12 protein-coding genes and 1 pseudogene are annotated in these 13,527 nt (G+C 71.7%); 11 read left to right on the forward strand and 2 right to left on the reverse strand.

The window, feature by feature from the left end; genetic code table 11:
- Nucleotides 1-58: 58 nt before the first annotated feature.
- From ACWCRD_RS38735 to ACWCRD_RS38765, 7 genes are all read left to right on the forward strand, one after another.
- Complete coding sequence (locus ACWCRD_RS38735) at nucleotides 59-1,102, forward strand: ABC transporter ATP-binding protein (protein WP_450970379.1); 1,044 nt, start codon at nucleotides 59-61, stop codon at nucleotides 1,100-1,102.
- Entirely contained in the window at nucleotides 1,099-1,740 is a 642-nt protein-coding gene (locus ACWCRD_RS38740) for an ABC transporter permease (RefSeq protein WP_450970380.1), read from the forward strand. Before ACWCRD_RS38735 ends, ACWCRD_RS38740 begins: the two co-directional genes overlap by 4 nt.
- Nucleotide 1,741: 1 nt before the next feature.
- Nucleotides 1,742-2,404, forward strand: coding sequence for an ABC transporter permease (locus ACWCRD_RS38745; RefSeq protein ID WP_450970381.1), 663 nt, complete (start codon nucleotides 1,742-1,744; stop codon nucleotides 2,402-2,404).
- A 10-nt stretch (nucleotides 2,405-2,414) separates the two neighbouring features.
- A complete protein-coding gene (locus ACWCRD_RS38750; protein ID WP_450970382.1) occupies nucleotides 2,415-3,344 on the forward strand; it encodes an ABC transporter substrate-binding protein in 930 nt (309 codons plus the stop codon).
- A 130-nt stretch (nucleotides 3,345-3,474) separates the two neighbouring features.
- Nucleotides 3,475-4,149, forward strand: a complete 675-nt coding sequence (locus tag ACWCRD_RS38755) for a carbonic anhydrase (protein WP_450970383.1) — start codon at nucleotides 3,475-3,477, stop codon at nucleotides 4,147-4,149.
- Nucleotides 4,150-4,180: 31 nt separating this feature from the next.
- Nucleotides 4,181-5,782 (forward strand): SulP family inorganic anion transporter, encoded by a 1,602-nt coding sequence (locus tag ACWCRD_RS38760; protein WP_450970384.1) that lies wholly within the window; start codon nucleotides 4,181-4,183, stop codon nucleotides 5,780-5,782.
- A gap of 32 nt (nucleotides 5,783-5,814) precedes the next feature.
- The gene (locus tag ACWCRD_RS38765) at nucleotides 5,815-6,246 is read left to right on the forward strand and encodes a hypothetical protein (RefSeq protein WP_450970385.1); all 432 of its coding nucleotides are present in this window, start codon (nucleotides 5,815-5,817) and stop codon (nucleotides 6,244-6,246) included.
- A gap of 2 nt (nucleotides 6,247-6,248) precedes the next feature.
- Here ACWCRD_RS38765 and ACWCRD_RS38770 read toward each other — a convergent pair whose 3' ends face one another.
- On the reverse strand, nucleotides 6,249-7,010 hold the full coding sequence (locus tag ACWCRD_RS38770; RefSeq protein WP_450970386.1) for an SDR family oxidoreductase: 762 nt from the start codon (nucleotides 7,008-7,010) through the stop codon (nucleotides 6,249-6,251).
- Between the two features lie 147 nt (nucleotides 7,011-7,157).
- On the opposite strand from ACWCRD_RS38770, the pseudogene ACWCRD_RS38775 reads away from it, so the two are divergent.
- A pseudogene (locus tag ACWCRD_RS38775) lies at nucleotides 7,158-7,961 on the forward strand (helix-turn-helix transcriptional regulator); the annotation flags it as partial.
- 354 nt (nucleotides 7,962-8,315) lie between these two features.
- Here ACWCRD_RS38775 and ACWCRD_RS38780 read toward each other — a convergent pair.
- Nucleotides 8,316-9,704, reverse strand: a complete 1,389-nt coding sequence (locus ACWCRD_RS38780; protein ID WP_450970387.1) for a cystathionine beta-synthase — start codon at nucleotides 9,702-9,704, stop codon at nucleotides 8,316-8,318.
- 178 nt (nucleotides 9,705-9,882) lie between these two features.
- Here ACWCRD_RS38780 and ACWCRD_RS38785 point away from each other — a divergent pair, with 178 nt between their 5' ends.
- The 3 genes from ACWCRD_RS38785 (at nucleotide 9,883) to ACWCRD_RS38795 (ending at nucleotide 13,526) form a co-directional block, all read left to right on the forward strand.
- Nucleotides 9,883-10,911, forward strand: a complete 1,029-nt coding sequence (locus tag ACWCRD_RS38785; protein ID WP_450970388.1) for an SGNH/GDSL hydrolase family protein — start codon at nucleotides 9,883-9,885, stop codon at nucleotides 10,909-10,911.
- 336 nt (nucleotides 10,912-11,247) lie between these two features.
- Nucleotides 11,248-12,465 (forward strand): acetyl-CoA C-acetyltransferase, encoded by a 1,218-nt coding sequence (locus ACWCRD_RS38790; RefSeq protein WP_450970389.1) that lies wholly within the window; start codon nucleotides 11,248-11,250, stop codon nucleotides 12,463-12,465.
- Nucleotides 12,466-12,749: 284 nt separating this feature from the next.
- A complete protein-coding gene (locus tag ACWCRD_RS38795; protein WP_450970390.1) occupies nucleotides 12,750-13,526 on the forward strand; it encodes a hypothetical protein in 777 nt (258 codons plus the stop codon).
- Nucleotide 13,527: the final 1 nt, after the last annotated feature.

Genomic DNA, 13,527 nt, shown 5'->3' on the forward strand with positions numbered 1-13,527 from the left:
ACCTATTCAGCTACCAAGAACTCTGCATGACGTTATACAGCCGGGCAAGGGACAACTCATGATCCAGTTCGACGCGGTCCACAAGCGCTTCCCCAACGGCACGACAGCAGTCCACGACCTCTCCCTGGAAATGCCGGAAGGGGGCGTGACGGTCCTCGTCGGATCTTCCGGTTGCGGCAAGACGACCACCCTGCGGATGGTCAACCGCATGGTAGAGCCGACCTCCGGGACCATCCGGGTCGGCGGCAAGGACGTCACGCGGCAGGACGCCGCCGAGCTGCGCCGCTCCATCGGGTACGTCATCCAGCAGTCGGGGCTGTTCCCGCACCGCACGGTGCTGGACAACATCGCCACCGTGCCGCTCCTGCTCGGCTGGGGCCGCCGGAAGGCCCGCGCCCGGGCCGCCGAGCTGCTGGAGACCGTCGGCCTCGCCGCCGAGGCCGGCCGGCGCTACCCGCACCAGCTCTCCGGCGGCCAGCAGCAGCGCGTGGGCGTGGCCCGCGCCCTGGCCGCCGACCCGCCCGTGCTGCTGATGGACGAGCCGTTCGGCGCGGTCGACCCGGTGGTGCGCACCCAGCTCCAGGACGAACTGCTGCGCCTGCAGAAGGAGTTGAGCAAGACCATCGTCTTCGTCACGCACGACGTCGACGAGGCCGTGCGGCTCGGCGACCAGATCGCCATCTTCCGCACCGGCGGCCATCTGGTGCAGTGCGCCGCACCCGCCGAGCTCCTCGCCCGCCCGGCCGACGACTTCGTGGCCGACTTCCTAGGCGCCGAGCGCGGCCTGAAGCTGCTCTCGCTGAAGACCCTCACGGCCGTCCCGCAGGGCCCGGCCCCCGAGGGCGGCGCCTGGACCCTCGTACTCGACGAGGCACGCAAGCCCCTGCACTGGGCGCCGAAAGACGCGAAGGACGCCGAACTCCCCGTACGCCCGCTCAAGGACACCGACTCCCTCCTGTCGGCCCTCAACGAGTCCCTCGCCTCCCCCACCGGCCTGATCGCCCGCGTCGACGCGGACGGCGTCCTCACCGGCGTCTCCTCCCGCGACGACATCCACCGGCACGCGGGCCAGGCGCACACGGAAGCCCGGGTGGCCGCATGACCATCGACTGGTCGTGGATAGGCGACCACACCGACGACCTCACCAGCCTCACGGTCTCCCACCTCCAGGCGGCCCTGACCGCCGTCTTCTTCGGCGTCCTGATCTCGCTGCCGCTCGCGGTGGTCGCACACCGGATCCGCCCCCTGCGCGGCTTCCTGCTCGGCGTCTCGAACGTCCTGTTCACGATCCCGTCGATCGCGATCTTCGTGCTCCTGCTGCCGATCAGCGGCCTGACCCGCACCACCACGGTCATCGGCCTGACCGTCTACACCCTGGTCGTCCTGCTGCGGAACACGGTCGAGGGCCTCGACTCGGTCCCCGCGAAGACCAAGGAGGCTGCGAAGGCGATGGGCACGCGCCCCCTGCGCACGCTCCTCACCGTCGAGTTCCCGCTCGCGCTCCCCGTGATCATGGCGGGCGTCCGTATCGCGACGGTCATGTCGATCTCGCTGGTCTCCGTCGCGACCTATATCGGCGACGGCGGCCTCGGCCAGCTCTTCACCGACGGCTTCCAGCGCAACTTCCCGACCCCGGTGATCGTGGGCGTGGTCCTCACGATCCTCCTCGCCGTGGTCGCGGACGCCCTGCTGGTGGCCCTCCAGTACGCCCTCACCCCGTGGCAGAGGCGGCGAGCCTGAGATGTACGAACTCCTCAAGAACCTCGGCGGCTGGCTGACCAGCGGATCGCAGTGGACCGGACCGGACGGCATCGCCCACCGCCTCGCCGAGCACCTCCAGTACTCGCTGCTCGCGACCCTCATCGCGGCCGCGATCGGCCTGCCCCTCGGCCTGCTCATCGGCCACACCGGCAAGGGCGCCTTCGTCGCGATCAACCTGTCGTCCTTCGGCCGCGCCCTGCCGACCGTCGGCCTGGTCGTGCTGGTCTTCCTGGCCGGCGGCCTGTCGATGCTGCCGGTGTACGTCGCGCTGGTCGCCCTCGCGGTCCCGGCGATCGTCACCAACACCTACGCCGGGATGACGGCCGTCGACCCGGACGTCCGCGATGCCGCCCGCGGCCAGGGCATGCGCGGCCACCAGGTCCTGTTCCAGGTCGAGCTGCCCCTCGCACTCCCCCTGATCATGACGGGCCTGCGCCTGGCACTGATCCAGGTCGTCGCCACGGCCACGATCGCCGCGTACGTCTCCTTCGGCGGCCTCGGACGCTACGTCTTCGACGGCCTCGCCCAGCGCGACCTCGTGCAGGTGCTGGGCGGCGCGGTGCTGGTCGCCGTGATCGCCGTACTCCTCGACGTCCTGCTGAGCACCCTCCAGCGCTTCCTCTTCCGCCACCGCACCGCCTAGGGACTCTCCGATGAACCGACGCACCCTCCTCGGCGGCCTGTTCGCCGCGGCCTCCGTCCCCGCCCTCTCCGCCTGCGCGAGCGGCATCACCTCCCTGGACGGCCAGGGCTCCGCCTCCGGTGGCGGCGGCTCCAGCAAGGGCGGAGTCACCATCGGCACCGCCAACTTCACCGAGAACCAGGTACTCGGCTACCTCTACGCGGCCGTGCTCCGGCAGGCCGGCGTGAAGGTGAAGGTCCGCCCCAACCTCGGCACCCGCGAGATCGTGATCCCCGCCCTGAAGAGCGGCGACATCGACCTGCTGCCCGAGTACCAGGGCGCCCTCCTCAACTACCTGGCCCCGAAGGACGATTCGGCGGAGCCCGGCACCATGCAGAACGCCCTCACCCTGGCGATGCCGAGCGGCCTCCAGGTCCTGCCGTACGGCCAGGCCGCCGACTCCGACTGTTTCGTGGTCACCCGCCGGACGGCCCGGAAGTACGGCCTGACCACCCTCGCCGACCTGGCGAAGCAGAACGGCAAGCTGGTCATCGGCGCCGCGCCCGAGGTGAAGAAGCGCCGGGTGGGTGCGATCGGCCTGAAGGACGTCTACGGGGTGGAGTTCAAGGAGTTCAAGTCGCTCGACTCCGACGGCCCGCTGGTCAAGGGCGCCCTCAAGAAGGGCGACGTGGACGTGGCGAACCTCTTCACCACCGACACCGACATCGCCGCCAACGACTGGGTAGTGCTGAGCGACCCGAAGAACCTGATCCCCAGCCAGCACATCGTCCCGCTCATCGCCGACCGCAAGGCCGACGACAAGGTCCGCAAGGCCCTCGCCAGGCTCGGCAACGTCCTGACGACCGCCCAGCTCACCCAGCTCAACAGCCAGGTCGACAACGACAAGAAGGACCCGGAGGACGTGGCCGACGCATACGCCAGGCAGCACGGGCTGGCCTGATCAAGCAGCGGTATCGCGGGGGCGATGATCTGACGACGAATCGGCCAAGTGTCGTTAAACGGGCACTCAGGGTGACTGATCGCATGCATACGGTGAAATGCGCTACTGGCACCCCACCTGAGGAACCGTCATGGCCTCGAACCGCAGGGCCTTTCTGACCGCCACGGCCGCCGTCGGCGCGCTGGCCGCCGCCCCCGCGTCGGCGGCCCCCGCCGAACCGGAGGACCGCCCCCGCCCGGCCGACGCCCGCGCCGCCCTGGCCGAACTGCTCGCCGGCAACCGGCGCTACGCCATCGGCGGCGCCCGCCACCCCGACGAGGGACTGCTGCGGCGGCACGCGCTGGCGGCCGGTCAGCACCCGTTCGCGGTGGTCGTCGGCTGCATCGACTCCCGGGTGCCGCCGGAACTCGTCTTCGACCAGGGCCTCGGAGACCTGATCTGCATAAGGACGGCCGGCCAGGTGCTGGACGAGGCGGTGCTCGCCTCGATCCAGTACGGCGTCCAGGAACTGCACATCCCGCTGGTGCTGGTGCTCGGGCACGAGCGCTGCGGGGCGGTCGCGGCCACACTGGACCACCTGCGCACGGGCGCCCCGGTCCCCGGCCATCTGGAGCTGCTGGTGGACGAGATCGCCCCGGCCGCCCGCCGCACTCGGCACCTGCCCGGCGACTGGGCCGAACACACCATGCGGGCCAACACGGTCTGGGTACGGGACGCGATCCGCGCGGACTCCGCGTTCGCGGCGGCGCACATCACGGCGGCCCGCTTCGACCTCGACACCGGACTGGTCTCCCTGCTGCCCTGATCCACCTGTCACCCCCTCACGAAGAAGACCCATGAACCCCCCTCGCTCGGCCCTCTCCGTCCTGCCCTCCCTCGCCGACCTCCGCTCCATGACCCGCGCCCCGCGGCGCGACCTGCTCTGCGGCCTCACCGTGGCCGTCGTCGCCCTCCCCCTCGCCCTCGGTTTCGGGGTGACGTCCGGGCTCGGTGCCGCCTCCGGGCTGGTCACCGCGATCGTCGCCGGGTCGCTCGCCGCGCTCTTCGGCGGCAGCGCACGCCAGGTCAGCGGCCCCACCGGCGCGATGACCGTCGTCCTCGTGCCGATCGTCCACCACTACGGCGCCGACGGCGTCCTCACCGTCGGCCTGCTCGCCGGGCTCATGCTGCTGGGGCTGGCCTTCGCCCGGGCCGGATCCGCCATGGCGTACGTGCCCGCGCCCGTGATCGCCGGCTTCACCATCGGCATCGCGGCGGTGATCTCCCTGCAGCAGGTGCCGAACGCGCTCGGCGTGCCGCTCCCGCACGGCGAGCAGGTCGCGGTCGTGGCGGCGCGGGCGGCCGAGGAGTTCGGGGCCGCCCCGCACTGGCCGGCCCTGCTGCTCGCCCTCGGCTCGGCCGCGCTGATGCTGGCGGGCGCCCGCTGGAAGCCCGGCGTGCCCTTCTCCCTCGCCGCCGTCGCCGCGGCGACGGTCGTGGCCGCGGCCCTGCACCTCCACGTCACCCGCATCGGCTCGCTCCCGCCCTCCCTGCCCGCGCCCTCCCTCGCCTTCCTCGACGTCACCCGGATCCCCTCCCTCCTCGCGCCCGCTGCCGCGGTCGCCGCGCTCGCGGCCCTGGAGTCCCTCCTGTCCGCGTCCGTCGCCGACGGAATGCGCCCCGGGGAGCGCCACGACCCCGGCAAGGAGCTCTTCGGGCAGGGCATCGCCAACCTCGCGGCCCCGCTCTTCGGCGGCGTCCCGGCGACGGGCGCGATCGCCCGCACCGCGGTCAACGTCCGCACCGGCGCCGCCTCCCGCCTCGCCGCCCTCGCGCACGCCGTGATCCTGGCCGGGATCGTCGCGGTCGCCGCACCGCTGGTGGGCCGCATCCCGCTGGCCGCGCTGGCGGGCGTCCTGCTCGCGACGGCCGTACGGATGGTGGAGACGGACGCGGTACGGGCCATGGCCCGCGCGACCCACGGCGACGCCCTGGTCCTGGTCCTCACGGCCGCCTCGACGCTCGCCCTTGACCTGGTACGGGCCGTACTGATCGGTCTCGGCGTCTCCGTCCTGCTGGCCCTGCGCGCCGCCGTCCGCGGCACCCGCCTCACACCCGCCGCCGTCGACGAGGTGCCCGGCGGGGCGGGCACGGTGACGTACCGCTTCGACGGTCCGCTGCTGTTCGCCGCCGCCCACCGCTTCCGCCGCAGCCTCGCCGACGTGCAGGGTGTCGCAGCTGTCGACCTGCGCCTGTCGGGCCTTACGGCGGTGGACGCGACCGGCGCGATGGCGCTGAAGGACGTGGTCGGCGAGCTGCGCGGCCGCGGTATCGCGGTCAGCATCAGCGGGGTGGGCCAGGACCACCGGAGGGTCCTGGAGCCGTTCGGTGTCCTCCCGGCCGGCCCCAGCCCCGACAGGGGGGCTATCCCCAGTGCGGTGAGCGCCCCGGCTCCCTAACGTGGGTTCCCATGACAGGAATGGAGACGGGGATGGACACGCGGGACGCCGAGCTCAAGAAGGAACTCAACGCCACCCTCCAGGCGCGCAGGGAACTCGGCCAGGAGTACGAGTCGGCCCTGGTCGACTCGTTCCTGGAGAAGGTCGACCAGCGCATCGACGGCGCGGTCGAGCGCCGGGTGCGCCGGCAGCTCGCCGAGCAGCAGATGGTGGTGGCCCGGGGCGCGAAGTCGCCGAGGCCCACGGACACGTGGGGCGAGCGCTTCGGCTTCGGCCTGGTCTCCCTGATCCTGGCGATCCCGCTCTCCGCGATCGGCGGCTCGCTCGGCGACGGCCTGCCCGGCCTGCTCACCGTCTGGGCCGGCATCGTCGGCGTCAACTTCGTCCAGGCTGCCCGCTCCAACCCAGCGCTCCTCGGCCACCGCCGCAGCCGCGCCAAGGACGAGGACCGCTGGGAGGACTGACCTCACGCCTGCCGGGTCGGCAGCACCATGATCTGCCGCAGGTTGACGTGCCGGGGACGGCTGCTGACGTAGGCCACGACATCGGCGACCTCCTCGGCCGACAGCGAGCCCAGCGCCTCGGCCATTCCCAGCACCTGCTCCTGCAGCGAGTCGCTGTCGATGTGCTGCGCCAGTTCGGTCTCGGTCAGCCCGGGCTCGATGTTGGTGACGCGCACGTCACGCGGCCCGAACTCACCCCGCAGAGACTGCGAGAGATAGGTGACGGCGGCCTTGGTCGCCCCGTACACCGCGTAGTTGGGGAAGGTGATGTGCGCGCCGATGGACGAGATGTTCACGAGGTCCGCGGTACGGCCGTCCGCGGCCGCGCCCACCAGGTCACCGGTGAAGGCGCGGATCACCCGCAGCACTCCGCTGACGTTGGTGTCGAGCATCCGCTGCCACTCGTCGGCCCGCCCGTCGTCGACGGGGTTCGGAAGCATCACTCCGGCCGAGTTCACGACCAGGTCGACGGTCCCGTAGGCCGCGTGGATCCGCTCGACGGCCGCGTCCACCGACCCGCCGTCGGTCACATCGGCGACCACGGCGAGCGCCTGCCCGCCGTTCGCCCGGATCTTCTCCACGATCGCGTCCAGCCGTTCCCGGCGCCGGGCCAGCAGCGCGACCCTGGCGCCCTGCGCGGCCAGCAGCACGGCAACGGCCTCGCCGATCCCGCTCGCGGCCCCGGTGACGACAGCGGTACGGCCGGCCAGGTTCTCGTACGACATGAGTGCTCCTTGGCAAGGAAGTCGCCCGGGTGTTTCCCGGCGACGCCCACCACCCTGCGCCGCCCGGCCGGCCCTACCCAGGGATGAGCTTTTCCTGGGTCTGCCAGTACCAGGTTCGAACACCGCCCCTCCCCTACGATCGAACCCATGGACGGGGACCTCGGAGATTTCCTGCGCTCGCGCCGCGCCCGCATCCAGCCCGAGGAGGTGGGGCTGGCCTCGCACGGGCGGCGCCGCGTGCCCGGTCTGCGCCGGGAGGAGGTGGCGCAGCTGGCGGGCGTCAGCGTCGATTACTACATCCGGCTCGAACAGGGGCGAGGCACGAGCGTCTCGGACGCGGTACTGGACGCCATCGCGCGCGTACTGCGCATGAACGAGACGGAACACGCCTATCTGCACACGGTGGCACGACCGCCGAAGAAGGGTGGCCGCCGCCGGTCCGCGCCCCGCGTCCGCCCCGGCATCCAGCTGCTGCTCGACAGCATGGACCGCACCCCGGCGTTCGTCCTCGGGCCCCGGATGGACGTCCTGGCCTGGAACGCGCTCGCCGACGCCCTGAACGGCTTCAGCCGCATGGCCCCCGCGCGGCGCAACATCGTCCGCCAGGTGTTCCTGGACCCCGAGGGCCGCGACCTCTATCCCGACTGGGCCGCGATCGCCGCCCAGACCGTCGCCCACCTGCGGCTGAGCGCGGGCTCCCGCCCCGACGACCGCGAGCTGTGCGAACTCGTCGGCGAACTCTCCCTCAAGAGCGACGACTTCCGCCGCCTGTGGGCCGACCACCAGGTCAAGGCCTGTATGTACGGCGTCAAGCGCGTCCGCCACCCGGTCGCAGGCCTGCTGACCCTGCCGTACGAGTCCCTGTCCCTCCCGTCGGAACCGGACCAGACGATCGTGGCGTACACCCCGGAGCCGGGTTCGGAGACGGCGGAGCGCCTTGCGCTGTTGGGCCACCACGGGCGCGTAGCCCCGCAGAAAGAGATATGCGCGGGGACCGCCGCACCCCCGTTGCCGGGGGGCGGGACGACGGCGGTCCCCGCGAAGGACGCTGACCGGGTCAGGGCCGGGTCTCACGTCCGGGCGTCCATGGAGGTCCGGGAGCCGCTCCGGAGGTCCTTGGACGTTTCGGTGTCGGCGGGGGCGGGGAGCCGCTCCCGCCCTGCCGACACCCACTAATGTGCCGGACCCGTGTTAAGCGTGTGCTGCGTGGACGTGACACGCTCGTACCACTTCGACGAAGTCCACCACTTCGGTAGGCAAACGGAAGTTCGCCTCCGGCACCCGCCGTTCACCGGACGTTTGCCGCTACTTCCCGCCCTTGGCGAGGAAGGCCAGCAGGTCCTGCCGGCTGACCACACCGGTCGGCTTGCCCTCCACGAGGACGATCGCCGCGTCCGCGGCGCCGAGCACCGACATCAGGTCGCCGACCGGTTCGCCGGAGCCCACCTGGGGCAGCGGGGCCGACATGTGCTTCTCCAGCGGGTCCTCCAGGGAGGCCCGCTTGGTGAACAGGGCGTCGAGCAGCTCGCGCTCCACCACCGAGCCCACGACCTCGGCGGCCATCACATCCGGGTGGCCGGCGCCCGGCTTCACGATCGGCATCTGCGAGACGCCGTACTCGCGCAGCACCTCGATGGCCTGCCCGACCGTCTCGTCCGGGTGCATGTGGACGAGGGACGGGATGGCGCCGTGCACCTTGTCGCTGAGGACGTCGGCGACGCGGGCGCTCGGGCCCTCGTCCTCCAGGAAGCCGTAGTCGGCCATCCACTCGTCGTTGAAGATCTTGGAGAGGTACCCGCGTCCGCTGTCCGGCAGGAGCACCACCACGACGCCGTTCTCGTCCAGCCGCTCGGCGACCCGCAGGGCCGCCACCACCGCCATACCGCAGGAACCGCCGACGAGCAGCCCCTCCTCCTTGGCGAGCCGGCGGGTCATCTGGAAGGAGTCCTTGTCGGAGACCGCGACGATCTCGTCGGCGACGGTCCGGTCGTAGGCGGTGGGCCAGAAGTCCTCACCCACGCCCTCCACGAGATACGGCCGCCCGGAGCCGCCCGAGTAGACGGAGCCCTCGGGGTCGGCGCCCACGACCTGTACGCCGCCGTCGCTCACGTCCTTGAGGTACCGCCCGGTGCCGGAGATGGTGCCGCCGGTGCCCACACCCGCCACGAAGTGGGTGATCTTCCCCTCGGTCTGCTCCCACAGCTCGGGGCCGGTGGAGTGGTAGTGGGAGAGCGGGTTGTTGGGGTTGGAGTACTGGTCGGGCTTCCACGCGCCCGGCGTCTCACGCACCAGCCGGTCGGAGACGTTGTAGTACGAGTCCGGGTGCTCGGGGTCGACGGCCGTCGGGCAGACGACGACCTCCGCCCCGTACGCCCGCAGCACGTTGATCTTGTCGGTGCTCACCTTGTCGGGGCACACGAAGATGCACTTGTACCCCTTCTGCTGCGCCACGATGGCCAGGCCGACGCCGGTGTTCCCGCTGGTCGGCTCCACGATCGTCCCGCCGGGCTTGAGCGCGCCGCTCTCCTCCGCCGCCTCGATCATGCGCAGGGCGATGCGGTCCTTCACGGAGCCGCCGGGGTTGAAGTACTCGACCTTGGCCAGGACGGTCGCCCGGATGCCCTTGGTCACGCTGTTGAGCCTCACCAGCGGGGTGTTGCCGACGAGACTGATCATCGAGTCGTGGAAATGCACCGTTGTCTCCGGATGCTTGCAAAGAAGTGGTCGTGATTGTCCCGCCAGCCTACGGCCCGGGGGAGCTGGGGGGTCTGGGGGTTTCCCCCAGAAGGCACAGCACGCGCCGTTGAGATTGGCGAACGGCCGGTACGGGGCAAGGAGTGGATGTACGGCTTCGAGGAGGTGGCGGCGACGTATGACGAGCATGTCGAGGGCGAGGGTGGCCCGGCGGATCGCGGCCGGCGCTGCGTACGGCGGTGGCGGGATCGGCCTGGCCGGCGCGGCCGCGGTCGGCCTGCTGCTGGCGGAGGTCCGGATGGCCAGGCGCCATGTGGGCAACGGCTCCGGCGGCCGGGTCCCCGTGGCGGACGGCCTCTACGGCACCACGTACGCCACCCCCGACGAACCGCCCCTGCGCCTGACCATGCTCGGTGACTCCACGGCGGCGGGGCAGGGCGTGCACCGGGCGAGCCAGACGCCGGGCGCGCTGCTGGCCTCCGGGCTGTCCGCGGTGGCGGAACGCCCGGTGGAACTCCACAACGTGGCCCTCCCGGGGGCCACGTCCGACGACCTGGACCGCCAGGTGGCGCTGGTCCTGGCGAACCCCGCGCTGGTGCCGGACATCTGCGTGATCATGATCGGCGCGAACGACGTCACCCACCGGATGCCGCCGACCCGTTCGGTACGTCACCTCTCGTCGACGGTACGGAGGCTGCGGACGGCCGGTGCGGAGGTGGTGGTCGGCACCTGCCCCGACCTGGGCACGGTGGAGCGGGTCCAGCAGCCCCTGCGCTGGCTGGCCCGCCGGGCCTCCCGCCAGCTGGCGGCGGCCCAGACGATCGGCACGGTGGAACAGGGCGGGCGCACGGTGTCGCTGGGCGACCTGCTCGGCCCGGAGTTCGAGGCGAACCCCCGCGAGCTCTTCGGCCCCGACAACTACCACCCCTCGGCCGAAGGGTACGCCACGGCGGCGATGGCGGTGCTGCCGACGGTCTGCGCTGCCCTGGAACTGTGGCCGGCCGAGGAGGAGCGCCCCGACGTCACGCGCCGGGAAGGGTTCCTGCCGGTGGCCAAGGCGGCCGCGGAGGCCGCGTCGGAGGCGGGCACGGAGGTCACGGCAGCGATGCCGACGGGTCCGCGGGGCCCGTGGGCCCTGCTCAAGCGGAGGCGCAGGCGCCGGGTCCCGGAGCCCGACCGGGCCCCCGTGCAGCAGCCGTCCCAGTGATTCTCGCCCCCGCCGCCCCTTCCCGTCCCGACCCGGGGGCCAGCCCCCGGACCCCCGCTCCTCAAACGCCGGAGGGGCTGAGTCTTCGACGGCCGGGCTTTGGTTTTTCAGCCCGTCCGGCGTTTGAGGACGAGGCCGTTCAGGCCGAAAGCGGGGGCTGGGGGCGGCAGCCCCCAGGGTCGGGACGGGAAGGGGCGGCGGGGGCGGACAAAGCAAGCGCTTAGAAAATTGCGGTCAGGGTCACACGGCGACACCCGTGACCCAAGCCATACGTACGGGTAACTTCCCAACCAGGCCTGCCCGGAAGAACACCCCCCGTACGCCAATGGAGCCGTGATGCCCGAAGCCGTGATCGTCTCGACCGCCCGCTCCCCCATCGGCCGCGCCGTCAAGGGCTCCCTCAAGGACCTGCGTCCCGACGACCTGACCGCCACGATCATCCAGGCCGCCCTCGCCAAGGTGCCCGAACTGGACCCGCGCGACATCGACGACCTGCACCTCGGCTGCGGCCTCCCCGGCGGCGAGCAGGGTCACAACCTGGGCCGGATCGTGGCGGTACAGATGGGCATGGACCACCTGCCCGGCTGCACCATCACCCGTTACTGTTCCTCCTCGCTCCAGACGAGCCGCATGGCCCTGCACGCCATCAAGGCCGGCGAGGGCGACGTCTTCATCTCGGCCGGCGTCGAGATGGTCTCCCGCTACGCCAACGGCAGCTCCGACATGCCCAGCGGCCGCAACCCCCTCTTCGCCGAGGCCGAGGCCCGCACCGAGGCCGTCGCCCAGCAGGAGGGCACCACCTGGCACGACCCGCGCGAGGACGGCCTGCTCCCCGACCCCTACATCGCGATGGGCCAGACCGCGGAGAACCTGGCCCGCCTCAAGGGCGTCACCCGCCAGGACATGGACGAGTTCGGCGTCCGCTCCCAGAACCTCGCCGAGGAAGCCATCAAGAACGGCTTCTGGGAGCGCGAGATCACCCCGGTCACCCTCCCCGACGGCACGGTCGTCAGCAAGGACGACGGCCCCCGTGCGGGCGTCACCCTGGAGGGCGTCGCGGGCCTCAAGCCGGTCTTCCGCCCCGACGGCCTGGTCACCGCCGGCAACTGCTGCCCCCTCAACGACGGCGCCGCCGCGGTCGTCATCATGAGCGACACCAAGGCCCGCGAGCTCGGCCTCACCCCGCTCGCCCGCATCGTGTCGACCGGCGTCTCGGGCCTGTCCCCGGAGATCATGGGCCTCGGCCCGGTCGAGGCCTCGCAGCGGGCGCTGCGCCTGGCCGGCCTCACCATCGACGACATCGACCTGGTCGAGATCAACGAGGCGTTCGCCGCCCAGGTGATCCCCTCCTACCGCGACCTCGGCATCGACCTCGACAAGCTGAACGTCAACGGCGGCGCCATCGCCGTCGGCCACCCCTTCGGCATGACCGGCGCCCGTATCACCGGCACGCTCATCAACTCCCTCCAGTTCCACGACAAGCAGTTCGGTCTGGAGACGATGTGCGTCGGCGGCGGCCAGGGCATGGCGATGGTCATCGAGCGCCTCAGCTGAACCCCTGACCCCACCTCTCGGTAGTCAACTCGGCACCCACCGTGAGCCGATGGCCCGGAGTCCGGGAAACCCCGGCCCTCCGGGCCATTTTGTGATCCAATCTCCCCCAGGATGTGACCTATCTCCCTTAGAAGGAGGATTTACGCAGGTCAAGGCGGGCGCGCCACTAAACCCCGGACCCAAAGTCCTGCCCGTTTCGTGACGTTACGCACTGACAGCTGGTTAGTCCGCCCTTCAAGCTGATGTAGGAAGTCGGGGGTCGACTTTGAACCGGGAGTACGTCAGTGAGCGCCATGCCGATCACCTTGCTGGTCATCACGGCCGCCACGGGCGCCGTGGGTGTCGCCGTCCTGCGGACGCTCATGGTGTTGCGCCGTGAGGTCGCGGCACTGCACACCCAGCTCGCCGAGCACCGCTCCGCCCGCGGTCTGGTGCCGGCCGCCCGCCCCTCCTCGGAGGCCGACGACATACGTGCCGCGGTGGCCGAGGCGCTCGCCGAGGAGCGTGAGCGCGAGCTGGCCGAGGCGCGCGCCTTCTGGGCCGCCCAGGAGGCCCGTGACGCCTCCGACGCGCCCTCGCTGCTGGGCCTTGCGGACAGCGAGCTGTTCCTGCCCCGGCAGGCCGACTTCATGGGCCTGGAGCCGGTGAGCGAGCCGACCGCGGACGCCGACGAGTTCGCGGGGGACTCCCCCGAACTGGCCGCGGCCCGCCGCCGCCACCCCTCCCACCCGGACTTCGTCCCGGTCCAGTCACCGGTCGTGAACGACCACGAGCGCACGGTGGCCACCCTTGAGGAACTCGCCGCCTCCCGCGTGGAACTGGCCGACGTCCGCCCGGGCCCTCTCGGCACCCTCGACGTCTACGTCTTCGCCGACGGCACCACCCTCTGCATGACCCCGGGCCACCGCGAAACGGCGGAACGCCTCGCCGCGGCCCTGCGCGCGGGCGAATCCCCGGTCCTGCTGGGCGGCTCGGGCATCTCGGGCGCGTACACGCTGACGTTCGAGTGCGGCGAGGAGAACGTCTACATCCTGGCGGACCGGGTCATAGCGTCCCTGTAGG

It is taken from the genome of Streptomyces sp. NPDC002092, assembly GCF_053593775.1.

What these genes read in the sequence shown, in the direction of transcription:
- ACWCRD_RS38735 (WP_450970379.1), top strand. Translation starts at nt 59, where the DNA reads ATGATCCAGTTCGACGCGGTCCACAAGCGCTTCCCCAACGGCACGACA.
- ACWCRD_RS38740 (WP_450970380.1), top strand. Translation starts at nt 1,099, where the DNA reads ATGACCATCGACTGGTCGTGGATAGGCGACCACACCGACGACCTCACC.
- ACWCRD_RS38745 (WP_450970381.1), top strand. Translation starts at nt 1,742, where the DNA reads ATGTACGAACTCCTCAAGAACCTCGGCGGCTGGCTGACCAGCGGATCG.
- ACWCRD_RS38750 (WP_450970382.1), top strand. Translation starts at nt 2,415, where the DNA reads ATGAACCGACGCACCCTCCTCGGCGGCCTGTTCGCCGCGGCCTCCGTC.
- ACWCRD_RS38755 (WP_450970383.1), top strand. Translation starts at nt 3,475, where the DNA reads ATGGCCTCGAACCGCAGGGCCTTTCTGACCGCCACGGCCGCCGTCGGC.
- ACWCRD_RS38760 (WP_450970384.1), top strand. Translation starts at nt 4,181, where the DNA reads ATGAACCCCCCTCGCTCGGCCCTCTCCGTCCTGCCCTCCCTCGCCGAC.
- ACWCRD_RS38765 (WP_450970385.1), top strand. Translation starts at nt 5,815, where the DNA reads ATGGACACGCGGGACGCCGAGCTCAAGAAGGAACTCAACGCCACCCTC.
- ACWCRD_RS38770 (WP_450970386.1), bottom strand. Translation starts at nt 7,010, where the DNA reads ATGTCGTACGAGAACCTGGCCGGCCGTACCGCTGTCGTCACCGGGGCC.
- ACWCRD_RS38785 (WP_450970388.1), top strand. Translation starts at nt 9,883, where the DNA reads ATGACGAGCATGTCGAGGGCGAGGGTGGCCCGGCGGATCGCGGCCGGC.
- ACWCRD_RS38790 (WP_450970389.1), top strand. Translation starts at nt 11,248, where the DNA reads ATGCCCGAAGCCGTGATCGTCTCGACCGCCCGCTCCCCCATCGGCCGC.